This is a genomic window from Phenylobacterium sp. (assembly GCF_035309685.1).
In the GTDB taxonomy this organism is placed as follows: Bacteria; Pseudomonadota; Alphaproteobacteria; order Caulobacterales; family Caulobacteraceae; genus Phenylobacterium.
Window position 1 is genome coordinate 34,753 of sequence record NZ_DATGEX010000043.1, and the last position, 24,015, is coordinate 58,767.

Annotated in this window: 26 protein-coding genes and 1 pseudogene; 17 read left to right on the forward strand and 10 right to left on the reverse strand. The window is 67.7% G+C overall.

Annotated elements, in window-relative coordinates:
* Positions 1 to 2 precede the first annotated feature (2 nt).
* Positions 3 to 1,736 carry a D-aminoacylase gene (locus VKQ35_RS13855; protein ID WP_324362565.1) on the reverse strand — a complete coding sequence of 578 codons (1,734 nt, stop codon included), beginning with the start codon at positions 1,734 to 1,736 and terminating at the stop codon, positions 3 to 5.
* Between the two features lie 104 nt (positions 1,737 to 1,840).
* On the opposite strand from VKQ35_RS13855, the gene VKQ35_RS13860 reads away from it, so the two are divergent.
* Positions 1,841 to 3,079, forward strand: a complete 1,239-nt coding sequence (locus tag VKQ35_RS13860; RefSeq protein WP_324362567.1) for a M48 family metallopeptidase — start codon at positions 1,841 to 1,843, stop codon at positions 3,077 to 3,079.
* 51 nt (positions 3,080 to 3,130) lie between these two features.
* Here the strand turns inward: VKQ35_RS13860 and VKQ35_RS13865 are convergent, their stop codons facing one another.
* Entirely contained in the window at positions 3,131 to 4,249 is a 1,119-nt protein-coding gene (locus VKQ35_RS13865) for a beta-ketoacyl-ACP synthase III (RefSeq protein WP_324362568.1), read from the reverse strand.
* 226 nt (positions 4,250 to 4,475) lie between these two features.
* Here VKQ35_RS13865 and VKQ35_RS13870 point away from each other — a divergent pair, with 226 nt between their 5' ends.
* From VKQ35_RS13870 to VKQ35_RS13880, 3 genes are all read left to right on the forward strand, one after another.
* Positions 4,476 to 5,021: a porin family protein gene (locus VKQ35_RS13870; protein WP_324362570.1), complete on the forward strand. Its 546-nt coding sequence runs from the start codon at positions 4,476 to 4,478 to the stop codon at positions 5,019 to 5,021.
* A 93-nt stretch (positions 5,022 to 5,114) separates the two neighbouring features.
* Positions 5,115 to 5,504 (forward strand): hypothetical protein, encoded by a 390-nt coding sequence (locus VKQ35_RS13875; RefSeq protein WP_324362572.1) that lies wholly within the window; start codon positions 5,115 to 5,117, stop codon positions 5,502 to 5,504.
* Positions 5,501 to 6,415 (forward strand): sterol desaturase family protein, encoded by a 915-nt coding sequence (locus tag VKQ35_RS13880; RefSeq protein ID WP_324362574.1) that lies wholly within the window; start codon positions 5,501 to 5,503, stop codon positions 6,413 to 6,415. The genes VKQ35_RS13875 and VKQ35_RS13880 overlap by 4 nt, the downstream gene beginning before the upstream one ends.
* 29 nt (positions 6,416 to 6,444) lie before the next feature.
* On the opposite strand, the pseudogene VKQ35_RS13885 reads toward VKQ35_RS13880, so the two are convergent.
* From VKQ35_RS13885 to VKQ35_RS13895, 3 genes and pseudogenes are all read right to left on the reverse strand, one after another.
* A pseudogene (locus VKQ35_RS13885) lies at positions 6,445 to 6,561 on the reverse strand (hypothetical protein); the annotation flags it as partial.
* A gap of 35 nt (positions 6,562 to 6,596) precedes the next feature.
* Positions 6,597 to 7,598, reverse strand: coding sequence for an NUDIX hydrolase (locus VKQ35_RS13890; RefSeq protein ID WP_324362576.1), 1,002 nt, complete (start codon positions 7,596 to 7,598; stop codon positions 6,597 to 6,599).
* A complete protein-coding gene (locus tag VKQ35_RS13895; RefSeq protein ID WP_414692345.1) occupies positions 7,595 to 8,239 on the reverse strand; it encodes a YfbR-like 5'-deoxynucleotidase in 645 nt (214 codons plus the stop codon). Before VKQ35_RS13895 ends, VKQ35_RS13890 begins: the two co-directional genes overlap by 4 nt.
* Positions 8,240 to 8,375: 136 nt before the next feature.
* Between VKQ35_RS13895 and VKQ35_RS13900 the strand changes: the two genes are divergently transcribed.
* Both VKQ35_RS13900 and VKQ35_RS13905 read left to right on the forward strand, forming a co-directional pair.
* The gene (locus VKQ35_RS13900) at positions 8,376 to 9,188 is read left to right on the forward strand and encodes a universal stress protein (RefSeq protein ID WP_324362578.1); all 813 of its coding nucleotides are present in this window, start codon (positions 8,376 to 8,378) and stop codon (positions 9,186 to 9,188) included.
* Between the two features lie 19 nt (positions 9,189 to 9,207).
* Positions 9,208 to 9,582, forward strand: coding sequence for a hypothetical protein (locus tag VKQ35_RS13905; protein WP_324362580.1), 375 nt, complete (start codon positions 9,208 to 9,210; stop codon positions 9,580 to 9,582).
* Positions 9,583 to 9,585: 3 nt separating this feature from the next.
* Here the strand turns inward: VKQ35_RS13905 and VKQ35_RS13910 are convergent, their stop codons facing one another.
* The 3 genes from VKQ35_RS13910 to VKQ35_RS13920 form a co-directional block, all read right to left on the reverse strand.
* Positions 9,586 to 9,909 carry a hypothetical protein gene (locus VKQ35_RS13910; protein ID WP_324362582.1) on the reverse strand — a complete coding sequence of 108 codons (324 nt, stop codon included), beginning with the start codon at positions 9,907 to 9,909 and terminating at the stop codon, positions 9,586 to 9,588.
* A gap of 114 nt (positions 9,910 to 10,023) precedes the next feature.
* A complete protein-coding gene (locus VKQ35_RS13915; RefSeq protein ID WP_324362584.1) occupies positions 10,024 to 10,881 on the reverse strand; it encodes a hypothetical protein in 858 nt (285 codons plus the stop codon).
* Between the two features lie 92 nt (positions 10,882 to 10,973).
* Positions 10,974 to 11,843 (reverse strand): MoxR family ATPase, encoded by an 870-nt coding sequence (locus tag VKQ35_RS13920; protein WP_324362586.1) that lies wholly within the window; start codon positions 11,841 to 11,843, stop codon positions 10,974 to 10,976.
* A gap of 179 nt (positions 11,844 to 12,022) precedes the next feature.
* On the opposite strand from VKQ35_RS13920, the gene VKQ35_RS13925 reads away from it, so the two are divergent.
* A complete protein-coding gene (locus VKQ35_RS13925) occupies positions 12,023 to 12,721 on the forward strand; it encodes a glycosyltransferase family protein (protein ID WP_324362588.1) in 699 nt (232 codons plus the stop codon).
* Complete coding sequence (pseH, locus tag VKQ35_RS13930; RefSeq protein ID WP_324362590.1) at positions 12,718 to 13,290, forward strand: UDP-4-amino-4,6-dideoxy-N-acetyl-beta-L-altrosamine N-acetyltransferase; 573 nt, start codon at positions 12,718 to 12,720, stop codon at positions 13,288 to 13,290. The genes VKQ35_RS13925 and pseH overlap by 4 nt, the downstream gene beginning before the upstream one ends.
* Here the strand turns inward: pseH and VKQ35_RS13935 are convergent.
* Positions 13,287 to 13,787, reverse strand: a complete 501-nt coding sequence (locus VKQ35_RS13935; protein WP_324362592.1) for a hypothetical protein — start codon at positions 13,785 to 13,787, stop codon at positions 13,287 to 13,289. The genes pseH and VKQ35_RS13935 overlap by 4 nt on opposite strands.
* Before the next feature lie 42 nt (positions 13,788 to 13,829).
* Positions 13,830 to 15,617 carry a tetratricopeptide repeat protein gene (locus tag VKQ35_RS13940; protein WP_324362595.1) on the reverse strand — a complete coding sequence of 596 codons (1,788 nt, stop codon included), beginning with the start codon at positions 15,615 to 15,617 and terminating at the stop codon, positions 13,830 to 13,832.
* Positions 15,618 to 15,853: 236 nt separating this feature from the next.
* On the opposite strand from VKQ35_RS13940, the gene flbT reads away from it, so the two are divergent.
* The 9 genes from flbT to ssb all read left to right on the forward strand — a co-directional run bounded on the left by flbT (position 15,854) and on the right by ssb (position 24,000).
* Complete coding sequence (gene flbT, locus VKQ35_RS13945; protein ID WP_324362597.1) at positions 15,854 to 16,273, forward strand: flagellar biosynthesis repressor FlbT; 420 nt, start codon at positions 15,854 to 15,856, stop codon at positions 16,271 to 16,273.
* A complete protein-coding gene (flaF, locus tag VKQ35_RS13950) occupies positions 16,239 to 16,613 on the forward strand; it encodes a flagellar biosynthesis regulator FlaF (protein WP_324362599.1) in 375 nt (124 codons plus the stop codon). Before flbT ends, flaF begins: the two co-directional genes overlap by 35 nt.
* Positions 16,614 to 16,915: 302 nt before the next feature.
* Positions 16,916 to 17,743, forward strand: coding sequence for a flagellin (locus VKQ35_RS13955; protein ID WP_324362601.1), 828 nt, complete (start codon positions 16,916 to 16,918; stop codon positions 17,741 to 17,743).
* A 91-nt stretch (positions 17,744 to 17,834) separates the two neighbouring features.
* The gene (locus tag VKQ35_RS13960; protein ID WP_324362604.1) at positions 17,835 to 18,128 is read left to right on the forward strand and encodes a flagellar protein FlaG; all 294 of its coding nucleotides are present in this window, start codon (positions 17,835 to 17,837) and stop codon (positions 18,126 to 18,128) included.
* 169 nt (positions 18,129 to 18,297) lie between these two features.
* Positions 18,298 to 19,125, forward strand: a complete 828-nt coding sequence (locus VKQ35_RS13965; RefSeq protein WP_324362606.1) for a flagellin — start codon at positions 18,298 to 18,300, stop codon at positions 19,123 to 19,125.
* A gap of 191 nt (positions 19,126 to 19,316) precedes the next feature.
* Positions 19,317 to 22,199: a hypothetical protein gene (locus tag VKQ35_RS13970; RefSeq protein ID WP_324362608.1), complete on the forward strand. Its 2,883-nt coding sequence runs from the start codon at positions 19,317 to 19,319 to the stop codon at positions 22,197 to 22,199.
* A 48-nt stretch (positions 22,200 to 22,247) separates the two neighbouring features.
* Positions 22,248 to 22,925, forward strand: coding sequence for a hypothetical protein (locus tag VKQ35_RS13975; RefSeq protein WP_324362610.1), 678 nt, complete (start codon positions 22,248 to 22,250; stop codon positions 22,923 to 22,925).
* 66 nt (positions 22,926 to 22,991) lie between these two features.
* Positions 22,992 to 23,378: a hypothetical protein gene (locus tag VKQ35_RS13980; RefSeq protein WP_324362612.1), complete on the forward strand. Its 387-nt coding sequence runs from the start codon at positions 22,992 to 22,994 to the stop codon at positions 23,376 to 23,378.
* Positions 23,379 to 23,520: 142 nt separating this feature from the next.
* Positions 23,521 to 24,000 (forward strand): single-stranded DNA-binding protein, encoded by a 480-nt coding sequence (ssb, locus tag VKQ35_RS13985; RefSeq protein WP_324362614.1) that lies wholly within the window; start codon positions 23,521 to 23,523, stop codon positions 23,998 to 24,000.
* Positions 24,001 to 24,015 lie beyond the last annotated feature (15 nt).

Genomic DNA, 24,015 nt, shown 5'->3' on the forward strand with positions numbered 1-24,015 from the left:
GCTCACCAGGCCCAGTCCTTGGCGCTCTTGCGGCATCCGCCGTCCTTCCAGCCGGTCCAGCCGCGGCCGCGCACCACGCGGCCGGCGTTGGCCCCCGTCGCCTGGCTGTCCCTCAACACCTGCTGGCCGTTGACCAGCACGTCGGTGACGCCGGTCGCCAGCTGCTGCGGCTGGGTGTAGGTCGCGTGGTCGGCCACCGTCCTGGGGTCGAAGACCACCACATCGGCGTAGTTCCCAACCCTCAGCATGCCGCGGTCGTGCAGGCCGAGATTGTGGGCGGGCAGGGCGGCCAGGCGCCGCACGGCTTCGGGAAGGGTCAGCAGCTTTTCGTCTCGCGCATATTTGCCCAGGACGCGGACGAAGTTGCCATAGGCCCGCGGGTGGGTGGAAGAGAGCAGGAAGACGCCTTCCGGCGCCTGGGCCGAGGCGTCGGACCCGAAGCTGACCCAGGGCAGGGTCATCTGCTTGGCGACATTGGCCTCATCCATCAGGAAATAGACCACCTGCACGCGGCTCCCGTCGGCGATGACCAGGTCGATGACCGTGTCCTCCGGTGACGTGCCGCGGGACTTGGCGACCTCGGCCAGGGTCTTGCCGGTGAGCGGCTTCAGCGCCGGGTTCTTGAAGCCGACGAGGATGGTGCCCTCGGGTCCGGCCTGGCCGAACAGGTTTTCCCAGTCCTTGGGGTGCATCTGATGCATCTCGGCCAGCACCTTGGCGCGGGTCGCCGGGTCCTTCAGGCGCGCTATCCACGCCTCCGTGCCACCCGCCTGCACCCACGTCGGCATGGCCGCGTCGAAGCCCGTCGAGCCGGCGGGGTAGGTGTACATGTCCGCCGTGATCCGCTGGCCGCGGGCGCGGGCCTTCTGGATGTCGGCGATCAGCTCGCCTTCCTTGGGCCAGTTGTCGCGGCCGCTGACCTTCATGTGGAAGATCTCGGCCGGGGCGCCGGAGCGGCGGGAAATCTCGATCAGCTCATCGGTGGCCTCGATCAGCCGGTCGCCTTCCGAGCGCATGTGGCTGATGTAGATGCCGCCGCACTTGCCGGCCTCGGTCATCAGCGCGGCCAGTTCGTCGGTGCGGGCGAAGGTCCCGGGCGCGTAGATCAGGGCCGAGCCGACGCCCATGGCGCCCTGCTGCATAGCCTGGCGCACCAGCGCCTTCATCTGCTCAAGCTGCGCGGGCGTCGGCTGCACATCGTCCTCGCCCAGCACATTGACCCGCACCGTCGCGGCGCCGACGAAGGAGGCGACGTTCAGCGACACGCCCTTCTTGACCATCGCCTCCAGGCCGCCGTCCAGCGTCGTCCAGGTGACGGGGTATTTGATGTCGTGCTGCCGCTGCGCCTCCAGCGTCTGCATCTTGGGCGTCAAGGGACCGATCGAGCCGCCTTCGCCCATCACCTCGAGCGTCACGCCCTGGCGCAGTTCCGAGAGTCCCCGGCCGTCGGCCATGAAACTGTCCTCGGAGTGAGAGAGCATGTTGATGAAGCCCGGCGCGACCGCCTTGCCGTGGGCGTCGATCTCGCGTTTTCCGCGGCCCGGCGCGTGCGGACCGACATAGGCGATCCTGTCGCCCTTCACCGCCACGTCGCCGACGAACGGCTTGCCGCCGGAGCCGTCGAGGATCTCGCCGCCGCGCACCACCACATCATAGGCCGCCGCCGGCGCTTTCGCCGCGCCCAGGCTGAGCGCGGCGGCCAGGACGGCCAAGGATGCGGTGGCGAGCAGTTTCATCCGTCGACTCCCTGATTTTGGGGCACAGACTAGCGCGCTTTATCGCCTGACAAGCGAGACAATCTCTGGCCTCCTGCGCCTCCGAGGAAACGGGGGAGGCCTAGATGGCCCAGGGATTCGATCCGGTCGCGGCGACCAACGCCTATCTGGCGACCCTGTCGCCGGAGGCCCACGCCAAGGCGACCGCCTACACCCAGGGCGGCCACTGGGTGCTGCTGTGGACCGCCGTGGTGGGCGTGCTGATCTCGTGGCTCGTGCTGAAGTCAGGGGTGCTGGTGCGGGTGCGCGCGGGCGTCGAGGGGCGCAAGCCCAGGCCCTGGCTGGCGGTGCTCGTCGTCCTCCTCGTGGATTTCGTCATCGAAGGCCTGCTCTCCGTCCCCTGGGACGCCTACGCCCGCTGGTGGCGGGAGAAGGGCTACGGCCTGACCAGCCAGCCCTTCGCCGGCTGGTTCACCGAGCACGGCATGGGCCTGGCGATCGGGGTGGTGAGCTCGCTCATCGTCTATTCGCTGCTCTACTGGCTGATCCGCCGGGCGCCCAGAACCTGGTGGCTGTGGGCGGGCGTGGCGACCACCGTCGTCACCATCGTCTTCTTCATCATCGGGCTCTTCCTGATCGAGCCGCTGTTCAACACCTACAAGCCGGCGCCGCCCGGCGCGGTCCGCGACGAGGTCGTCGCCATGGCCAAGCAGGTGGGCGTGCCGTCCGACAAGATCCTGATCTACAACGGCTCCAAGCAATCCAACCGCTACACCGCCAACGCCGGCGGCCTGTTCGGCTACGGCCGCGTCGCCATGAGCGACGTGATGTTCAAGAAGGACGCCGACCTCGCCGAGGTGAAGGGCGTGGTGGGCCACGAGATGGGCCACTATGTGCGCAAGCACGTCCTCTTGGGCGCGCTGTTCCAGGGGCTGGTGGCGCTGGTCGGCCTGTTCCTGGTGAGCCGCCTCTTCGGCTGGACGGCGAGGGTGCTGGGCGCCAAGGGCGTCACCGGCATCGCCGACCCGGCCGGCTTCCCGGTGATCTCGATCATCATCACCGTGCTGACCCTCTTGGCGACGCCGATCACCAACAGCTTCAGCCGCTGGGGCGAGGCCGACGCCGACCACTTCTCGGTGGTCCACTTCAACGAGCCGGACGGCCTGGCCAAGGCGCTGGTCAAGACCATCGAATACCGCGCCGACAGCCCGTCCAAGCTTGAGGAGTTCATCTTCTACGACCACCCCTCGGTGCGCGCGCGGGTGCAGGCGATGATGGACTGGAAGGCGGCGCATCCGCCCTCTCAAACACCGATCACCCCGGCGAACGCCGGGGCCCAAGCCGAGTCTGAAGCGCCGCACTGAGGCGCAAACGCCCCGTGGGTCCCGGCTTTCGCCGGGATGAACGGATTTGGGTCAGCGCTTCCTGACGAACACGGTCCCGGCTGAGTAGCCCGCCCCGAACGAGCAGATCAGGCCCATCTCGCCCGGCGCGAAGTCGTCGTTGGCGCGGTGGAAGGCGATGATCGAGCCGGCCGAGGAGGTGTTGGCGAACTCGTCCAGGATGATGACGTTCTCGCCGGGCGCCGGATCGCGGCCCAGCACCTTGCGGCCGATCATCTCGTTCATGTTGATGTTGGCCTGGTGCAGCCAGAGGCGCTTTAGGCCCGTCGGGTCGATCCCCAGGTCGCCGGCGTGCTCGACGATCATGTCGCTGACCAGCGGCACCACCTCGCGGAACACCTTGCGGCCCTCCTGCACGAACAGCTTGTCGACGGCCCCAACCCCTTCCGGCGCCGCGCGGTTCAGGAAGCCGAAGTTGTTGCGGATGTTGTTCGAGAACTGGGTCTTCAGCCGCGTGCCCAGGATGTCCCAGCCGCCGGCGCCCGCCCGGTCCGAAGCCTCGACGATCACCGCGGTCGCCACATCGCCGAAGATGAAGTGGCTGTCGCGGTCGCGGAAGTTCAGGTGCCCCGAACAGATCTCCGGATTGACCATCAGCACGGCCCGCGCCGAGCCCGAGGTCACGAAGTCCGCCGCCGTCTTGATCCCGAACGTGGCGGAGGAACAGGCGACGTTCATGTCGAAGGCGAAGCCGCCGACGCCCAGCGCCTGCTGCACCTCGATGGCCATGGCCGGATAGGCGCGTTGCATGTTCGACGCGGCGCAGATCACCGCGTCGATCTCGCTGGCGGGCTTGCCCCAGCGCTCGATCGCCTGCCTGGCCGCCACGACCGCCATCTCGGCCAGCACCGAAAGCTCCTCATTGGAGCGTTCGGGGATGTTCGGACGCATGACGTCGGGGTCCACCAGGCCGGTCTTGTCGACCACATACCGCGCCTTGATGCCCGAGGCCTTCTCGATGAACTCGACCGAGGAGGGTGTCAGGGCCGCCGTCTCGCCGGCCGCGATCGCCTGCGCGTTGGCCGCGTTGAAGCGCTCCACATAGGCGTTGAAGGTCTCCACTAGCTCGGCGTTGGAGAGGCTGTAGGGCGGCGTATAGAGCCCGGTGGCGGCGATCACGGCTTCGGTCAAGGGCTCTCTCCGGCGGCGAAGGCGGAGTGATAGCACGCCGCGCCCCGCTCAAAAGCTCCCGCAGGTTGAGTGGCCGCAAGCCGCCCCCCGAGGGGCGTGCGTGGCCCACGAGCCACATACGGCGTTCGCCATATCAATAAGGCCGAACCGACAACGCAGGGCCGCGTTTGGAGCCGAACCCCACAAGGGTTGGGCTGTTTGTGTGTACTCGTAAGGATCTACTCCAATGAAACTTTCCACTCTCGCCGTCTCCGCCGCGGCGATCGCGCTTTCCCTGCCGGCCGCCGCCATGGCGCAGACCGCCGCGGCCAATACCGGCACGACCTTCTACGGAACCCTCGGCTACGCCGACACCGACCTCGACCACGTGAACCTGGGTTCGATCCAGGGCCGCCTGGGCGCCCGCTTCGGCCAGTACTTCGGCGTCGAGGGCGAACTGGCCGGCGGCGTCAAGGATGACACCGTCACCGTGGGCGGCGTGGACGCGAAGGTGAAGCTGAAGAGCCAGGAGGCCATCTACGGCGTGGGCTTCCTGCCGCTCTCGCCCAACTTCGACCTGCTGGCTCGGGTCGGGTATGGCCACTCCGACGGCACAGGCTCGGTGGCGGGCGTGACGGCGGACGCCAAGGGCGACTCCTGGAACTACGGCGTCGGCGGCCAGTACAGCTTCGACGGCAAGAACGGCATCCGCGCCGACTACACCCGCGAGCAGTTCCAGAACAAAGGCGGCGACGCCAACGTCTGGTCGGTCGCCTACGTCCGGAAGTTCTAAGACCTCGCGGGCGTAAGGCCGCGTCGGAAAGCCCTCCCGTTCGCGGGAGGGCTTTTTCTTGACCCGGAGGGCGAGCATCGCCAGCTTCCGGCGGTGAACAGCGCCGCCCTCATCCAGTTCGCCATTTCCGCCGTCGCCGTCGCCGCCATGGTGGGTCTGGCCGCCTGGGCGACGCAGGGGCGCCCTGCGCCGCCGCTGGACGAGGCCACGGCCCGCCGGTGGCTTGCCGACGAGTTTCCCGGCCGGACCCTCGACGGGCTCTGGCTGGCGGCGGACGGCAAGGGATGCGTCGCGCGCTCCGGCGACCGGGCCCTGGTGCTCACCCGCATGGGCCTCGGCTACGCCGCCCGCCAGGTCCCCTGGCGCCAGGCCGCCGCGGCGAGCTTCCGGGACGGCCGCCTCAGCATCGCCTTCGGCGACGTCGCCGCACCGCGCGCGGTGCTGGCCATGACGGCCTGGCCGCCGAAGGAGTTGGCTGCGTGACGAACCCCGATCTGGTCATCACCCTGGCCACGCCTTTCTTCGTCCTGACGGTGATCCTGGAGATCGTGCTGGCGCGGTTCGGCAAGCTGAAAGCCGACTATGAGACCGCCGACACCGCGGTTTCGCTGACCATGGGCCTGGTGTCTTCTCTGGCCGGCCTGCTGACCGCCGGCGCCAGCTTCGCCGCCGCCATTTGGATCTATCAGCACCGCATCTTCACGATCCCGATGACCGCCGTCTGGGCCTGGGTTCTGGTGTTCTTCGCCGAGGACCTGACCTACTACTGGTTCCATCGCCTCAGCCACGAGCGGCGGCTCTGGTGGGCGGCGCACGTCAACCACCACTCCTCGCAGCACTACAATCTCTCGACGGCGCTCCGGCAGACCTGGACCGGCGGGATCGCGGGGACCTGGGCGCTGTGGCTGCCGCTGTCGCTGCTGGGCTTCCCGCCGGTCATGGTGCTGATCGAGAAGAACGTCAGCCTGGTCTACCAGTACTGGATCCACACCGAGGCGATCCGCCGGCTGCCCAGGCCCATCGAGGCGGTGTTCAACACCCCCTCGCACCACCGGGTGCACCACGCCAGGAACCCGCGCTACCTCGACCGGAACTACGCCGGCATCCTGATCATCTGGGACCGCCTGTTTGGCACCTTCCAGCCGGAGCTGGACGAAGAGGCGCCGCGCTACGGCCTGGTCCACAACCTGGGCACCTTCAACATCGTGCGCGTCGCCTTCCACGAGTGGATCGGCATCGCCCAGGACATCGCGCGTTCGCCCCGCCACATCCTGGGCTGGCTGTTCGGCGCCCCCGGCTGGACCCCCGACGGCAGCCGCGACACCAGCGCCAAGCTGAAAGCGGAATGGGCGGCGCGCCAAGGCGCACCGCCCGCCGCGCGTGAGGCGGTCTAGGCTGAAAACTCAATTATAGTATATAAAAATCAATATCTTAAAATTCCCGTCATCCCGGGCGGCCGTAGAGCCGACCCGGGACCCAGGGGCAACCGCACAGCCTGAACCCCTGGGTCCCGGCTCTCCGCTACGCTGCGGCCGGGATGACGGATTTGAGCGTGCGAATAATTGAGTCTTCAACCTAGTCGCGCAGCAGCGGCAGGCTGAGCCCCGACACCGGGCGCGCGCCCAGGATCTCGCGGCGGAAGCGGTAGAGTTCGGCGGGGCGCCCGCCGGTGTCGGCGTCCATGCGGCCCAGGCCCTCGACCAGTTCGGCGCGCTCCAGGGCGCGGCGGAAGTTCTGCTTGTGCAGCGGCACGCCGGCGATCGCCTCCACCGCCCGCTGCAGGGCCGAGAGCGTGAAGGCCTCGGGCATCAGCTCGAACACCACCGGGCGGTACTTCAGCTTGCCCCGCAGGCGGGAGACGGCGGTCGCCAGGATGCGGCGGTGGTCGCTCAGCATGGGCTCGCCGAGCGCGGCGCTGAGCGGGCCGGACATGGCCGCGGCGACCTCGCCCCGGTCGCGGGCGGCCTCCGGGGCCAGGCCGGCTTCGTAAAGCAGCTCATAGCGCTCCAGCACCCGCTCCTCGTTCCAGGGCGCGCCGTCGAGCGCGAACAGCAGGCGCGCACGCGCCATGCGCTGCCCGTCGTTGGCCGCCCATCGCCAGAGCGCGTCCTCGATCAGCGGCAGGGCGGCGGGCCGGCCCTCCCGCCAGTCCTCGTAGGGGAAGAACCGCGTCCAGGGCCGCCACTCCGAGCCCGGCGCATGGGTGTCCACCGCCGCCGTCGCCAGCGCCAGGTAGCCCACGGAGATCACCCGGCCATGGTCGGAGCGCGCGCCCATATCGGCCCCACCGCTCATGTCGGCCAGCGGCGCGTCGCGGCCCTTGTCGCCGAAGGTGTAGAGCTGCTCGACATAGCCGAGCGTGAAGCGGGTCTGCTCGGTCACGAAGGCCCGCATGGCGAGCTCGAAGGTGCGGTGCCCGAGCGGATCGAACGGTCCGAACGGCAGGCCCTCGGCGGTCGCGCCGGGCGGGCGCACGGTCAGCACGACGGCGTCGTCGTCCTGGATCGCCACCACCACGGCCGAGAGGCCGATGACGACGTTCCCATCGGACCGGGGGCTGTCGGCGGCGCCGCTCATTCGGTGTCGAAAGCCCCGGCGCCGGTGGTGTAGCCGGCGGCGTCCGAGAGCACATGGAAGCGCTCGATGTAGCGCGCCTGGGCCGCGGCCGGCGGCAGGGGGTCGATGGTCAGGCTGTAGCCCTTTGGCGGCGCGTCGAAAAACGCCAGGGATTCCGCGTGGTTGAACCCCGCCAGCTGGGTCGCCTCGAAGAAGGCGCAGGCCCGGTCGGCCTGTTTGATCAGCCGCTTGATCTCGCCCGGTGTCTTGGCGGGCAGACCGAAGCGGACGTGGATCGCGGTCTCCAGCCGCTCCTCGAAATCCTTGTAGTTGACGCCGAGCGCCGCCTTGAACGGCGAGATCATGTCGCCGATCACATACTCCGACGCATCGTGCAGCAGGGCGGCCAGCCGCCAGCGCGGCGCCACCCCCGGCTGGATGTGGGCGACGATCTCCTCGACCACGACCGAATGCTGGGCGACGGAGAAGGCGTGCTCGCCGGTGGTCTGGCCGTTCCAGCGCGCGACGCGGGCCAGGCCATGGGCGATATCCTCGATCTCGATGTCCATCGGCGAGGGGTCGAGCAGGTCCAACCGGCGGCCCGACAGCATGCGTTGCCAGGCGCGGGGTTCCGACTTTGAACGACGCAGCCCTTTCCTCACGAAAGCATTCCCTCCACAGTCAAGCCAATCCCACGCAAGAGCGTGACCTGACCCATGCCTTGGCAAATATCAATGCGAGCATAGGCCCCCAATCGCCAAAATGGGGCTGACGTTCACGCAAGAAGGAGCCGAACCGATGAGCTGGGCTCGGATCATGGCGCCGCTGTCCGGCGGCGCGGGCGACAAGGCGGCGGTGGCGGCGGCGGTGATGCTGGCCAAACCGTTCGACGCCGAGATGGTCGCCGCCTACACCCCCGCCGATGTGGCCGACGTGATGCCCTGGATGGGCGAGGGGTTCCTGGGCGGTGTGCAGACCGCCGCGCTGGAGTCCCTGAAGGAAGCCGCCGACGCCGGCGAGAAGAGCGCTCGGGCCGCGCTGGAGACCACCACCTACGCCAAGGCCCGCTTCATCGCCCTGCAGACCCCTGTCTGGGCGGGGCTTTCGGCGGAGAGCCGGCTTTCCGACGTGGTGGTGTTCACCTCGGACTCCGCGCGGGGCCGGGGCCCCCTGGCCGAGGCTTTCCAGCAAATGGTGGCCGACGAACAGCGCCCGGTGCTGATCGCGCGCGAGGGCCTCAAGGTCGGCGGCACGGTCGCGGTGGCCTGGGACGGCGGCAAGGAGGCCAGCCGCGCCGCGCGGCTGGCCCTGCCGCTGCTGGAAAAGGCCAAGAAGGCGGTGATCCTGGCCGCGCCCAAGGCGAGCTCCCGCAGTTTCGATCCCGGGCGGCTGAAATCCTACTACGCCGCGCGCGGCGTCGACGCCCAGATCGATATCCTGCCCGACAGCGGCGACGCCGCCCCGCTGCTGCTCTATGCGGCCAAGAAGGCGGGGGCCGATATCCTGGTGGCCGGCGCCTTTGGCCATCCGCGTCTCCAGGAGTTCATTTTTGGCGGCACAACGCGCAGTCTGTTGAACTCTGACGAGCCTTCGCTGTTTCTATCTCACTAGCTGTCATCGAGGACGTCCAATGACTCTGTCGCGCATCGTCATGCGGCTTGCCCGCAACCCTGGCACCGAATTCGCCGGTGGCGACGACCACCGCGGCTATGCGCTCACCGCGCCGCTGACCGATGACGGACACCTGGACGAGGCGGCCTACGCCAAGGCGCGCGACGCCTGCACCGTGCGCCGCTTCGCGCCGGACGAGGACCCCAGCGACGGGCGCCTCTCGCGCAAGGGCCAGCGCTGGTTCTTCGACTATGACGAGGACGACGTGGCCGAGGACGAACAGCCCTTCCGCCTTGGCCAGCACCGCTTCGCGGTCGGCGAATACGTCACCGTCACCGACGAGGACGGCCGGCCGCTCACCTACAAGGTGGTCGAGGTGCAGCCCGCCGGCTGAGGATCAGCCGCCGGGATCCTTCCACGGACGCTGAGCCTGGGCGGCTCGCGTGGTGGCCTGGTCGACGCGGCGGCGTTCGGCGATCTCGTCCCGCCGGGCGCAGACCTCCTTGGGGAACAGGCTGCCGATCACCGGCTCCTTATGGCAGATCATCTCCGCCGGGTCGGGCGCGCTCGCCTTTCGCCCCGAGGTGACGGTCACCGGGCTCACCGCGTGAGTGGCCGGCGCCGCCGTTGGCGCGGACACTGGAGTCGAAGCTGGCGCGGCCGCCTCGGGCGCGGCCTGCAGCAGCAACAGCACCGCCGTGGAAAAGATGGCGCCGATCATCGCTCGCCTCCTGAAAACTCAGGAAAAGCTTAGCCACGGGCGTTGCATTGTCACGCGCTCGAAAAAGCCGACCGAGCGCTGTCAAACGCTCAAAAAGATCGTGCGCGCCGGAGGTTAGACCCCCGCGTTCTTGCGGACCAGGCGTTTGACGTCTTCGGAGACGTCGTGATGATCGCCGTGATGGGCCTTGAACACCGCCACGGTGATCGGGCCGGACTTGGGCCCAGCCGCCTCGTAGCCGACGGCCTTCCAGCCGTCCTTCAGATTGTCCTTGGCCAGGATGTAGGTCGCCCGGAAGCCGCGGCGCTCACGTGACAGCGCCTCGCCGCGCAGGCGCACGTCGCGCGACATGCGCACCGTCGCCCCGTCCTCGCCGGCGTCCACATGCACCCCGCCCACGCTGACATTGGCCTTGTCGTCGTCGGCGCTGATGTGGATGCCGGGCAGGTTGATGTTGGCGTGGTCGCCATGCGCGCCGGAGTCGGCGACGATCGTGCCGCCGCCGATCGAGACGTGGTCGGAGCCATTGCCCTTGTCGTGGTCGCCGTCGCTGTCGGCCTCCTTGCGCGCCTTGCGCAGATCGTTGAAGGCGTCGCTCTCGGCCTGCTGGGCGGCCTTGGCCGCGTCGGCGGCGGCGTTTTTGGCGGCCTTGGTGTCGACCGGCGTTCCCGCCGCCTTGGCGTCGGCGCCCGGCGCCGCGACCTCCTGCTCGCCCTGAAGTTCGGTTTCGATGGGCAGCAAGGCCGCTTCGTAGGTGGAGGACACCGGGAGCAGGCGCAGCGACACCTCATCGCCATTGCGGCTCGTGTAGCTGCAGGTCTTCTTGTCCGGCGCCACGGTCGAAAGCTTCAGGTCGCCCTGATCCGACGGGCAGTCCAGCGCCACGCGCGCGGTCGGCGGCGTGGTGGGGCCGCAGGCCGAAAGGCTCATCAGCGCGAGCCCGCAGGCGGAAAGCGTGAACAGCGGCTTCATATGAAAAAGGCTCCAGTCCCTCTCGTTGCGAAACCTGACCGGAGCCCCTTCAAAAGGCGAGTGAATTCGATGTAACGCCGGTTACGTGGCGCCTATTGCCCAGGCCGCGACCCCGCGCCCTCGCGCCGCGCCAGGAACGCCAGGCGCTCGAAGAGGTGCACGTCCTGCTCGTTCTTCAAGAGCGCCCCGTGCAGCGGCGGGATCAGCTTGGTGGGGTCCTTTTCCTTCAGCGCCTCGGCGTCGATGTCCTCGACCATCAGGAGCTTCAGCCAGTCGAGCAGCTCCGAGGTGGAGGGCTTCTTCTTCAGGCCCGGCACCTTGCGCATGTCGTAGAAAATCCGCAGCGCCTCGGCGACCAGCTTCTGCTTGATGTTCGGATAGTGCACATCGACGATCTCGTTCATCGTCTCGGCTTCCGGGAAGCGGATGTAGTGGAAGAAGCAGCGGCGCAGGAAGGCGTCCGGCAGCTCTTTTTCGTTGTTCGAGGTGATGATCACGATCGGCCGGACCGCGGCCTTGATCGTCTCATTGGTCTCGTAGACGTAGAACTCCATCCGATCGAGTTCTTGCAGCAGGTCGTTCGGGAACTCGATGTCGGCCTTGTCGATCTCGTCGATCAGCAGGACCGGGCGCTTCTCGGCGGTGAACGCCTCCCAGAGCTTGCCCTTCTTGATGTAGTTGCGGACGTCCTTGACCCGCTCGTCGCCCAGCTGGCTGTCGCGCAGGCGGGTGACGGCGTCGTACTCGTAGAGGCCCTGGGCGGCCTTGGTCGTCGACTTGATGTGCCAGGTGATCAGCTCGGCGCCGAGCGCATTGGCGATCTCGTAGGCCAGGACCGTCTTGCCGGTGCCGGGTTCGCCCTTGATCAGCAGCGGCCGCTCCAACGCCACGGCGGCGTTCACCGCGACCTTCAGGTCCTCGGTGGCTATGTAGTTCTCGGTGCCTTCGAAACGCTGGCTCATTGGGATCCCCGCGGGTGGGCGTCTAAGCCCAAGTTCGAACAGTTGTTTGTTTGCGCCAGCCTAAAGCCGTGCGCGCGGCTTGCAAGCGGCTTTGCCCGCAGACGGCTGCGGCGTAAGCGTCAGGTTGTCGGGCGTGCAGAGTCGGCGCTAGGTGAGGCGTCTTTAGAGGCCAAAGCCACTTGAACCTCGCCATCCTACAGGCCCGCATGACCTCGTCCCGGCTGCCGGGAAAGGTCATGGCGCCGGTGCTGGGCGAGCCGATGATCGGCCGCCAGCTGGAGCGGCTGCGCCGTTCGAAGCGCATCGACATGCTGGTCGTGGCGACCAGCGTCGACGCCAGCGACGACCCGTTGGCGGCCTATATCGAGCGCCTGGGCCTGCCGGTCTACCGCGGGCCGCTGGACGATGTGCTGGAGCGCTTCCGGGGCGCGGCCGCCCTGCTGCCAGGCGCGGCCGCCGTGGTGCGGCTGACCGCCGATTGCCCCTTGGCCGACCCCGGCCTGATCGACCAGGTGATCGAGCACCATCACGCCGTGGGCGCGGACTACACCTCCAACACGCTCGGGACCCGCACCTATCCGCATGGCCTCGACGCCGAGGTGATCCGCACGCAGGTGTTGATAGAAGCCGCCGAACTCGCCGCCGACCCCTATGAGCGCGAGCACGTGACGCCCTATATCTACCGCCGGCCGCAGACCTATAAGCTGGCCGGGGTGGCGCGGCACGACAGCTGGGCGGCGCTGCGCTGGACGGTGGATCTGCCGGAGGATCTGGTCTTCGTGCGCGAGGTCTACGCCAAGCTCTATCCCTTCGATCCGGCCTTTACCTCGGAGGCGGTCGTCGCCCTGCCGGTGAACTCCGCCAAGGTCCCGGCATGAGCGGCGCGGTGAAGGTGGTGCTGCGGCCCCTGGCGGCCGAGGACAGCGGGCGGCTGCTGGTCTGGCGCAACCTGCCGGAGGTCGCGCGCTGGATGTACTCCGACCACCTGATCAGCGCCGAGGAGCACGACCTGTGGTTCGTCGGCGCGCTGGGCGACGCGCGCCGGCGCTATTGGATCATCGAGGCCGACGGGACGCCGGTCGGCCTGGCCAACCTCTACGACCTGGCCCCCGAGCATGGCCGCACCTCCTGGGCCTACTACCTGGCCGATCCGTCGACGCGCGGGCAGGGGATCGGCGCCTTCGTGGAGTACTGGGTGATCGAGCACGTGTTCGGCGAGTTGGGACTCAACAAGCTCTGGTGCGAGGTGCTGGTCGACAACGAGCCGGTCTGGCGGCTGCACGAGGGATTTGGCTTCCAGCGCGAGGCCCTGTTCCGCCAGCACGTGCGTAAGGACGGCCTGCCCGCCGATGTCGTGGGTCTGGGCCTCCTGAAATCCGACTGGGCGGCGGCGCGGGCGGCCAGCCGCACCCGCCTCGTGACCCGGGGCTTCGACCTGCCCGCTTAGGTGTCTGACTTGGCGCGCACCGTCCCGTCGCGCCCGGCCTCCGAATAGCCCATCGATTGCAGGTCGGCGTCGGAGAGGTTCGTCGCCTGGAAGTCGGTGACGTCGTCCTCGCCCCCCTCGACCGTGTCGGCGTCGCCGATCTGGTCCAGGCCTTCGAGGTCGCGGGCGGACAGGCGGTCTTCATCGTAGCCGTCCTCCGGACCCTGGCCGTCAAGGTCGTCCTCACGTGTCTCGGCGGCGGCGCGGTAGTTCAGTTCGTGATCTTCCTCGGTGTCGGCGTCGTCGACGGCGTCTTCGTCGAACGCGTCGGCGTCGAGGGCCAGCGCCTCGTCCTCGTCGCGGTCGCCATCGGCCTGGGTCACGTCCAGGACGTCGTCCAGTTCCTCGAAGGTTCGCATCTCGCCGCGCAGTTCGTCGGAATCGAGGTTGTCCTCGTCAAAGGCCTCGGCGCTGTCCTGCGGGTCGGCGTCGTCGAAGGCGTCGTTCGGATCTGGCATCGGGCGTCTCCTCGGCTTCGAGGGATGAACCCCAAATCAGCGTCAGTGTTCCGAGACGAAGGCGCCCAGCGCGTCGGCCATCTCGCCCATGACCGTATCCCATTCGCCAAAGCCCGGCGGCAGGAAGACCCGGGTGGCGGGATACCATGGCGAGGTGAGGGTCCCCAGCCGCGTCCAGGCGCCGGGCACCGAGATCAGGTAGTTCGGCACGCCGCAGGCGGCGGCGATGTTCCAGGTGGCGTTGGCGAACCCGACCACCAGGTCCATGGCGCAACAGAGGGCGGCGACCTCGTCCAGGTCCTGCTTCAGATCGATGCCGGGCGGCGACCAGATCTCGACGCCGAAATCGCGCTTGGCGGCGGCCAGTTCCTCGGAACAGTCGCCGTACTGCAGGTTGACGAAGGTCACGCCCTTTTGCGCCAGCACCGGCGCCCAGGCCGCGAACGGGGAGAAATAACGGTGACGGGAATCGCGGCTGATCGCGCTTTTCCAGAGGAGGCCGACCTTTAGGCCCGCCGGCGCCGTCTGCAGCACCTTGCGCCAATGGGCGACGCGCTTGGGGTCAGCGGTCATGAAGCTGGGCCGGGCCGGGAAGTCCGCCAGCGAGCGGCGGAACTCGCGCATCAGCGAGGCTTCCGGCGCCCACAGGTCGATCGCCGCGCCGTCGCCGATGAACGGCACCACGCGGGTCAGCCGGCCGCTGATTTCGTAGGTCGCGTGCGCGCCGACCGTCGCGGTGGGGAACGAACGCTGGAAGAACGGCACGAGCCGCGCCTCCACGGCCAGCGTCAGCTTGCCCTTGGGTCCCAGGCGCTCGAGCACGTCGGGCAGGACGTTGGCGAACAGGATCTCGTCGCCCAGGCCCTGCTCGCAGATTACCAGGAACGACTTGCCGGCCAGGTCCGCGCCGGGCTCCCAGCGCGGACGGTCGATCGCGAAGGCGGTGCGGCCGTTGAACTGCGGATGGATGCGGGATTCGTACTCGTCCCAGCCTTCGCCGATCCGCCCCACGCAATGCAGCATGGTCGAGCGGGCGAGCCGCATCATCTGGCGGTCGTCCTCGGCCCTGACCTTGGCGATCGCCGCCTGGTTCTCGACCAGGGCGCCCTCGATGTCGCCCTGCATCAGCAAGACGGTGGCGAGGTTGTGCCGCGCCTTGGGGAATTCGGGATCGAGCCGCAGGGCTTCGGTGAAGAACACCTGGGCGTTGGGGAAGTCGCCCTGGTCGGACATGATCGTGCCCATGGTGTTCCACAGCATGGGGTTGTCGGGCGCCTTGAGGATCGCCGCCCGCAGGTTCTCGATGGCCTCGTCGGCGCGGCCCTGGTCGCGCAGCGCGCAGACCAGGTTGTTGGCGGCCTCCGCGTCGTCGGGGTAGCGCGCGAGAAAGCGCCGGAACAGCTCTTCGGCTTCCGGCTTCATGCCCAGCCGCAGCGCCAGGCGTCCCAGGTCGCAGGCCACCTCGCCGTGGTCCGGCAACAGCTTCAGCGCCGCTTCATAGGCGCGGATGGAGTTGGCGAAATCGCCGCGCCGCTCCAGCGCGATCCCCAGGAGATACCAACCAAGGCCGCTGTGCTCATCCAGTTCGAGCGCCTTGACGGCGCACTCGTAGGCCGTGGTGGCGTCCTCGGCCCGGATGGCGTCGATGGCGCGTTGCAGCAGGGGCGCCAGCGCCAGCGCCTTGAGCTCGGCGACGGCGGCGTTCAGCTTCTCGAGCGCCGCGTTGGACCCGGCCTCGCCGGCGACGCCGGACGAAAACCCGGGTTGCGCCGGGATCGCGGAGTGCAGCGCCTGGGCGGAGGTGGCGGTCGGCAAGGCCTGGCGCGGCATAGGACTGAAGTCTCCCGATGGAAGCTCCAGCTTTTCGGCGAACATGGCTAATGCCAGCTTAAGGTCGCGCCTGAACCTGAGTGTGGTTACGCAAGTTCGCGCAAAATCTCGGCGAGCAATCGGGCGTTAACCCGGCGCCGACTAACTCTCTCGTGCGCCGGGCCCTGCAGAAGGCGACTATGGGTCATTCGAATCGCGAGAGGCGGTTCGTCACGCGCTGAGATCGGGAGGCGGGTTTGCCGCTAAAATTGTCGCTGAAGCCGGGGGAGAAGTTCGTTCTCAACGGCGCCGTCGTGCAGAACGGAGACCGCCGAGGCGTGCTCGTCCTGCAGAACAAGGCCTCCGTCCTTCGTGAGAAGGACATCATGCAGGAAGACGAGGTCAATACGCCTGCCCGGCATATCTATTTCCCGGTCATGATGATGTATCTCGATGAGGCCGGAGCCGACCGCTACTACGACGAGTTCGTGCGCCGCCTGACCGAATTCATGAACGTGATCGGCAATCCCGCGATCCTCACCGAATGTGTGGAGATCTCCAAGAACTGCATGGAGCGGGAATACTACAAGGCGCTGATGCGCTGCCGCAAATTGATGGACTACGAAGAGGAGAGGCTCGGGAATGTCCCTTCGAGCGTACCACCAGGCGGCGGTTAGGACGGAAAGTCCGCGCGAGACCGAATATCGGCTGTTCGCGCAGGTCACCCTGGCCCTGATGGAGGCGGCCAAGGCCGATCCCCACGACGTCGCCGCGCGCATCGATGCGCTGGATTGGAATCGCCGTGTCTGGACGGCGCTCAGCGAGGACTGCTCGAATCCGGGCAACGCCCTGCCGGCGCAGCTGCGCGCCTCGATCATCTCGCTGGCCATCTGGGTCGGCCGCCAGACGAGCAAGGTGGTTCGCCGCGAGGACACCATCGAGTCGCTGATCGAGATCAACCGCATGATCATGCAGGGTCTGGCCCCCAAGTCGGTGGCCGCGGGCGTCGCCGCCTGATCGCCGAAACCCTCGTTTCCGCCGGAGTTCCGAACGCCCGCGCAGCCCCTGCGCGGGCGTTTTCCATGGCGCCCTGCGCATTCTGCCGAGTGAGCCCGGCAGGAATTGCCGATCAGGGCTCCAGCTCGGCAAAAACTGCCGGGCCAGAACGTGCTTAATGAGGGTATAACGGCATAATTTCAATAGCTTATGAGTGAGTCCCGAGGTGGGCGAAATGGCCCGATGCTTGCTGCTTACGCCCCCGAGCAAAACGCTCACGGCTGCCAAAACGACGGCCGAAGACCTGAGAAAAGGACTACCCAATGAGCTTTTCCGTCAACACCAATGCCGGCGCCCTGATTGCGCTCCAAAACCTGAGCACCACGCAGTCGCAACTGCAGACGACTCAGAACCGCATCAACACCGGCCTCAAGGTGTCGTCCGCTAAGGACAACGCCGCTATCTTCGGTATCGCGCAGAACCAGCGTGCGACCTCTCAGGCGCTGAACTCGGTCATCTCTTCGCTGCAACGCGGTCAATCGACCGTCGATGTGGCGCTGTCGGCCGGCTCCACCGTCTCTGACCTGCTGAACCAGATGAAGGAAAAGGCCCTGGCGGCCGTTGACGTCACTCTGGACACCACCAGCCGCGCGGCTCTGAACAACGAATTCATCTCGTTGCGCAATCAGATCACGACGGTCACGTCCAACGCCGTGTTCAACGGCGCGAACCTGATCGACGGCGGCACCACGCAGCTGCAGGCCCTGGCCAACGATTCCGGCAGCCAGGTGATCAGCGTCGCGCACCAGAGCCTGACTCTGGGCGGTGCGAACGTCACGGTTGCGGCGGCCGCTTCCATCGGCACCACCGCCGCCGCCAGCATCCAGATCGCGGCGCTCAACGCCTCGATCGCCAACGTTTCGAGCGCCCTCGGGAAGCTCGGTACGGGCAGCAAGGCGCTGGGGTCGCACCAGACGTTCATCACGAACCTGCAGAACACGATCGACGTGGGCGTGGGTAACCTGGTGGACGCCGACCTGGCGAAGGAAAGCGCCAATCTCCAGGCGCTGCAGACCAAGCAGCAACTGGGCATTCAGGCGCTCTCGATCGCCAACCAGTCGTCCTCGATCCTTCTCGGCCTCTTCAAGTAGGTCGTTTGGCGGCGGCGGGGGGCTTCTAGCCTCCCGCCGACGCTTTTTCCTTCATTGGAGCGCCGGCGCGTGAGCGCCTGCGACAGCAGAGATGGACAACAAGGTTGCGGCCTTCGCAGCCACCCCCGATCCCACCTTCGGCCAGAAAACGCCCCCTCAGCAGCGCCCCGACACAGGGTCCGCCGCCAAGAGTGTCGCGCAAGGCCCGGATCCGGTGGACATGCGTTTGGTCATCGAAGAGGACAAGGCCACCAATTCCTACGTGTACAAGACGGTCAATCGGCTCACCGGTGAAGTGATCCAGCAGCTGCCCAGAGAGCAGGTGCTGCAGCTCCGGGAGCAGCTCGATTACGAAGCCGGCAACGTCGTAAGAACCAAGGCCTGATCCGGCTCCCCACGAGGGAGCGAACTGAAAAGTCTTAACCGCTTCGGTCATCCGAGGCGGCAATCGGCGTTGTCGTTAACCATCTGCCAACCACGATTCCATAGCTTCCTCGGCGAACAGGCCCGCGACTCGCTTAATTGCGATCAGGGCGGGCACGAGGAGATCCGCAATGGCGCTGAGCGTACATACCAACGATGCAGCCCTGATCGCGCTGCAGAACCTGAACAACACCAGCACTCAACTGCAGGACGTGCAGAATCGCATCAGCACCGGCCTGGCGATCAACAACGCCAAGGACAACGCCGCGGTCTGGGCCATCGCCCAGGGGCAGCGGGCCGATATCGGCTCGCTGGGGTCGGTGCAGTCCAGCCTGAACCGGGCGACCTCGATCGCCGACGTGGCGTCCACCGCCGGCGCCACGATCTCCGATCTGCTGGTGCAGATGAAGGCCAACGTGGTCGGCGCGCTCGACCCGTCGATCGACACCGCCTCGCGCAATGCGCTGGACTCGGCCTTCAAGTCCGAACTTCGGCAGATCACCTCGATCGTGCAGAACGCCAACTTCGATGGCGCGAACCTGCTCGACGGCAGCGTGGCTCAGATCAAGTTCATCGCCAATGCGGACGCCACGGGCACGATCACGCTTTCCAGCCAGAACCTGACGCTCGGCGGCGCGATCATCACCCTGCCGTCGACCTCGTCGATCACCAGCGTGGCCACCGCCAGTATCGCGCTGGCGCAGCTTTCGGCCTCGATCCTCAACACCAACCAGGCGTTGGGCAACCTGGGCTCGCAGGCCAAGGAAATCTCCAACCACAACCTCTTCGTGCAGAAGCTGTCCGATCAGCTGCAGACCGGTGTCGGCAACCTCGTCGACGCCGACCTGGCGCGGGAAAGCGCCCGTCTGCAGTCGCTGCAGGTGCAGCAGCAGCTCGGCACCCAGGCGCTGTCGATCGCCAACCAGGCGCCGCAGATCATCCTGTCGCTGTTCAAGTAAAACCCGTTCCGTTGGGGCGTTAGTGAGGAAAGGCCCGGGCCGCAGTGGCGCTCGGGCCTTTTCTTTGCCTGAAAGGCCACCCCGCGGCGGCCGTTTTACACGGCCGAATTAACGGGTCCGCCGAGGTGAAATCGGCCAAGTCTTAACGAATGGGCAGGGGTTGCGGCCGCAAAGTCCACGCGCGGAGCAGTGTGCTCCGCGCAAGGCGCGTCATGGTCTCCTCGGTCAACAATAGCTACCTGCTGGGGCTGTTCAGCACGACGAACTCCGCCGACAGCCACGGCATCATCAGCATGGACCTGTCCAGCCTGATCGCGCCGAGCTCGAGCAGCTCCGACTCCTCGACGCCCAGCAAGCCCGTGGCGCCGACGCCGCCGTGGAATTCGAGCGAGACCGCCGACCAATCCAACAGCAACGTGACCGCCGCCCTGTCGGGGCAGGCGATCATCAACGAGGGCGCCGCGCAACTGGATTTGCCTGGCGCGTCAACGGACTATCGAAAGCTCTTCACAATGTACCAGGGTCTGTCGACCCTGATGGACCTGGCCAATGCGGCGTCCGGGGGCATCTCGCCGCAGTATCAGGCGCAGCTCTCCAAGGCCTTCGACAGCGGCCTGTCGCAGCTTTCGCAATACATCGACACCAGCAGCCTGAGCGGTCTGCGCGTGACGCAGGGAACCACCGCCACCAGCGATACCGCGACGCTGGCGATCAACAAGCCGACGAGCAGCTATATCACCCCGCCACTGACCAACTCGCTCACCGCCGACGTTCCGGCGTTCGACGGCAACGTGGTGTTCAACATCGGCGTCACCCTGAACAAGGTGACCACCAACGTCCCGATCGACCTGTCGAACCTGGGCGCGCAGCCGCGCAGCCTGGCCAACGTCATCGGCTACATCAACAGCCAGCTCGCCGCGGCTGGCGTGCAGACGAGGGTCGCCACCAACCGCATCCCGGGCCAGGCGCAGACGATCACCGCGGGCGGCACCACGGTCACCTTGCCGCCGACCTCCGACCAGTGGGCGCTCAAGATCAACGTCGGCACCAGCGAGACCGTGAATTTCAGCGCGCCGCAGACCGCGGGCGCGGTCTATGTGGGCCAGACGGTCGGCAATCCTGACCCCGACAACAATCCCGCGACCAGCGACTCGGACACCCGCGACCAGCTGGTGAAGTTCCAGACCGACACCGCCAACGTCGCCGCCCCGCCGCAGATTCCGGGCCAGGCGAACTTTACGCCAGGGCGCGTCTTCGCCGAGAACCTCGACACCGGCGTGGGTACGATCCACGCCATGCAGACCGGCGCGGACGGGTCGGTGTACATGCTGGCCGACGTCAGCGGATCGGTGGAAGGGCAGTCCGTGCAGGGGACGCAGGACGTCGCGCTGCTGAAGTACGATTCCGCCGGCCACCTGATCTACACGCGCACGCTCGGCGCCTCGGATAGCGCGTCGGGCCTCGGGCTCGCCGTCTCGTCGACCGGGCAGGTGGCGGTGGTGGGCCAGGTCACCGGCACCCTGAACGGCGCGACCAACGGCGCCCTGAATTCCAACGAAACCGGCGAGGCCGATCAGACCGACAGCTTCACCACCCTCTACGACGCCAGCGGCAACGAGGTGTGGACGGACCGTCGCGGCGCGACCCTGCAGGACCAGGCCAACCAGGTGACCTTCAGCGCCGATGGCAGCACGGTCTATGTCGCCGGCCAGTCGCAGAGTTCCATGCCGGGCAGCAGCGTCAATCCGCAAGGCGGCTACGACGGCTATATCGAGGCCTTACAGACCTCGGCGACCGGGACGCCGCACGCCGTCTTCACCCAGTCGTATGGCACGGCGGGACAGGACACGCCCAAGGGCCTGGCGGTCGACGGCAACACGCTGTTCACCGCCAGCGTCGAGAGCGGACACGCGGTGCTGCGCAGCTTCGACATCTCGTCTGGGACCCCGGTGCTGTCGAACACCCGCGACCTGGGCGACCTGCAAGGCGGCAGCATCAGCGGCCTGGCAGTGAACAACGGTCAGCTGGTGGTCGCCGGCACGACCTCCAATCCCGCGCTCTCGGCGGGAACCGTCACGCTGGCGGCGTCGGGGGGCAGCGACGCCTTCGCCGCCCAGGTCGACGAAAGCCTGAACCCCACCGCCGGTGACGCCATCGCCTACTACGGCGGGACCGGCAACGACCGGGCCACGGCGCTCTCGGTCTCCAACGGCCAGGTGTGGATCGGCGGCCAGGCCGGGACCGATCTGCCGGGCCAGGCGCCGGTCGGGACCAAGGACGGCTTCCTCGCCGAACTCGACATCGCCAACGGCACGATCCTGAATTCGCAGCGGTTCACCGGCAAGGACGGCATGGCCGCGCCCACCGCCATCGCCGTCGACACCACCGGCTCCAGCATCCTGGACCGCCTGGGCCTGCCAAAAGGCAATCTGACCTTCGACACCTCGCAGCAGCTGAGCTCGCAGAGCACGCTTCGGGCCGGCGAACAGTTCGTGGTCGGCGGCCTTACCGGGCCGGGCGTCACCGTCACCATCGATCCGGGCGAGACCCTGCAGACGCTCGCGACCAAGATCCAGCGGGCCAGCGGCTCGCAACTCACCGCCACGGTGGTGAACACCGGCACCCAGTCTCAGCTCAAGCTCACGCCCGCCTTTGGCTCCTCGCTGGTCACCCTGACCGGCGGCCCGGGCGACAAGAACGCGCTGCCGACGCTCGGCCTTCCCGAAGGGCTGATCAGCGGCACCGTCACGGTGGGCAGCACGACCTCGCCGGCCGACGGCGGAACCCAGATCTTCGGCCTGGGCCTGGCCAGCACCTTGAACATCGACAACGCCGCCCAGCTCAGCCACGCCAAGGCCGTCGTGGCCTCGGCCCAGGGCGTTATCCGCAAGGCCTACCAGGCGCTGGTCACCGCGGCGACGCCGGTGAACCCGGCCCAGGCCTCGGCCGCGGCCAATGGCGGCACGGGCGGCACCGTGCCGCAATATCTCAGCAACGAGCTGGCCAACCTGCAGGCCGGCCTGGCGCGCCTGACCGGCGGCAACAGCGCGCCGAGCACCAGCACCTTCGCCTGATCGCTCGGGGGCGCTTGAAACCGTGGCGCCCGAGGTCTAGCGAAAGCCATGGACTTCCTGAAGGACCGCGGCATCGCGCTGGCGCTGGGCGGCGCCGCGGTGGCGCTTGTCGCGGGCCTGGCGATCGCCTGGGCGCTGGTGGCGCAGCATCGCGGGGAGACCGCGCCACCGCCGCCCGCCTCACAGGGCGGGCTGGTGATCGACGCCGCCGGCGCCAGCGAGGGCCACATCAATCCGGCCAAGCCGCTGCGCTGTTTCGTGGCCGGCCAGTCGGTCGGCGACATGACCATCGCCGAGTGCGCCAAGCGCAACGGCGTCTCCACCGACGCCCTGGACGTGGGTCTGGACCAGTCCGGCGCCCTGGCCGCCGGCGGCCAGGCGGGGACCGCGATCACGCCCCTGCCGCCGGCTGAGGGCAAGCCGGCCGTCGAGGCCGCACCGGAGCCCGTGACGGTCGCGAGCGCCGCGCCGCAGGCCGCCAGCGGACCGGCCGACGCCTGCTGGCGCTATGCCGCCGGCCAGTGGCGCAAGCTCACGCCGGACCTGGCGCTCACCGCCTGCGCCCAGACCCTGTTCGCCGGCCGTTGCGTGCGCCAGGGCGACGCCGCCTACGGCCGCTGGGGCCAGCAGACCCTGCGGCTGGTGCCGGGCCGGGTGGAGGCCTCCGCCGACAACCGCAACTTCCGCCCCCTGATGGACCAGCCGGGCTGTCCGGCGGCCGGCTGAAGCGGCCGGATAGCCGGAGTGGCTGACCGCTCGCGCATCGCGATTTACTTGTGTAGGATTTGGCGCATGAACCGCTTGATCGCCCTTGTCGTCACCGCCGCCGCCGGTCTGGCGCTCACCGCCTGCGAAGCGCGCACCGAACCGCCGGGGGATACCGGCGTCTGCTACCACGTGGTGCCGCAGAAGGACGGAAAGCTTAAGTATTTCAAGCTTGTGAACGCGCCGAACCTGGAGACCTGCGCCGCCAACCTCGAGGCCATGCGGATCAAGTTCCTGCGCATGGGTGGCAGCCAGCAGAACATCTACGGCGCCTATCAGGCCAATTTCCTGTTCCTGGAGGCCGAGGGCGTGCAGACCTCCACCAGCCTCGAAGGCCCGCGCTACACGGCCCTGGTGCGGACCGGCGACGGCCGCCTGGCCGTGCCCGGCGCCATGCCCATGCAGCCCAAGTGAAATCGGCTGTGGACGGAACGGCGCAGACCTGAACGAAACAGGAACAAAGTCCTTGCCCGCCGGTTAACGGCTCGCTAGATTTGCGGCCCTCGACTTGAATGGGGCGACAAGCCCGCAAACACGGAAGCTTAGGACAATCGACATGGCGGGCAGCGTCAACAAGGTCATTCTGGTGGGCAACCTCGGGGCCGATCCCGAAATCCGCTCGCTCAACTCCGGCGATCGGGTGGCGAACCTGCGCGTTGCGACCTCGGAAACCTGGCGCGACCGCGGGTCCGGCGAGCGCAAGGAAAAGACCGAGTGGCATCGGGTGGTGGTGTTCAACGAGAACATCGTCAAGGTCTGCGAGCAGTACCTGCGCAAAGGCGCCAAGGTGTACATCGAAGGCGCGATCCAGACCCGCAAATGGGCCGACGCTTCGGGCGTGGAAAAGTTCTCCACCGAGATCGTGCTGCAGAAGTTCCGCGGCGAGCTGACCATGCTGGACGGCCGCGGCGACAACGCCGAGGCGGGCGAGGGCGGTGGCGGCTACAACGGCGGCTTCTCGTCAGGCCCGAAGGCGCAAAGCTCGGCCCCGCGCGAGGATTTCTCCGCCGACCTGGACGACGAAATTCCGTTCTAGAATACGGTTTTAGGG